General features: G+C 64.9%; 1 protein-coding gene. It reads right to left on the minus strand.

Going from position 1 to position 812, the window contains the following annotated elements:
• Positions 1-812 (minus strand): acyltransferase domain-containing protein (locus VT50_RS23770; RefSeq protein ID WP_143645258.1); only part of this gene is annotated, 812 nt, incomplete at both ends.

An 812-nucleotide genomic window follows, 5' to 3' on the forward strand; every position in this document is an offset into this window, starting at 1 on the left:
GCCAGTAGCGTTGCCGTTGGAAGGCGTAGGTGGGCAGGCCCGGGTGGGCCCCCGGGGCGTTGCTGTCGCTCTCGCCGAGTACGGGGGTCCAGTCGATGGACGCGCCGGTGGTGAACTGCCGTGCCAGGCAGGTCAGTACGGCCTGTACCTCGGGCTGGTCCCGGCGCAGGGAAGCGATGACCTCCGGCTCAGCACCAGAGCCGTCCTCACTATCGGCATCGATGTGATGGGCCAGACAGTTGTGGGCCATGGCGGCCAGAACGCCGTCAGGCCCCAGCTCCACAAACCGGGTCACCTGACCCTCCCCAGCCAGCCACTCCACACCCGGCCCGAACAACACCGCCTGCCGAACATGACGCACCCAATACTCCGGCGAACACACCTCCCCCACCTCAACCGGCCGACCCGTCACATTCGAAACCACCGCCATATCCGGAGCAGCAAACGACAACCCCTCCAACACCCGTCGGAAACCATCCAGCATCGGCTCCATCAACGCCGAGTGGAACCCATACCCCACCCGCAAACCCTTCACCTTCCGACCCACACCACGCCAATACTCAACCACCTCAGCCACCGCAGCCTCCTCACCGGACACCACCACCTGATCCGGCCCATTAACCGCCGCAACCTCCACCACACCACACAACCCCGACTCAGCCCGCAAACCCTCAAGAACCCGACCCATCTCCAATGCCGAAACCTCAACCGAAGCCATCGCACCACCAGCAGGCAACTCCTCCATCAACCGCCCACGAGCAGCCACAAGCGTGCAGGCATCCTCCAACGACCACACCCCCGCCACATACGCC

This window comes from Streptomyces antioxidans, from assembly GCF_000968685.2.
GTDB lineage: Bacteria > Actinomycetota > Actinomycetes > Streptomycetales > Streptomycetaceae > Streptomyces > Streptomyces antioxidans.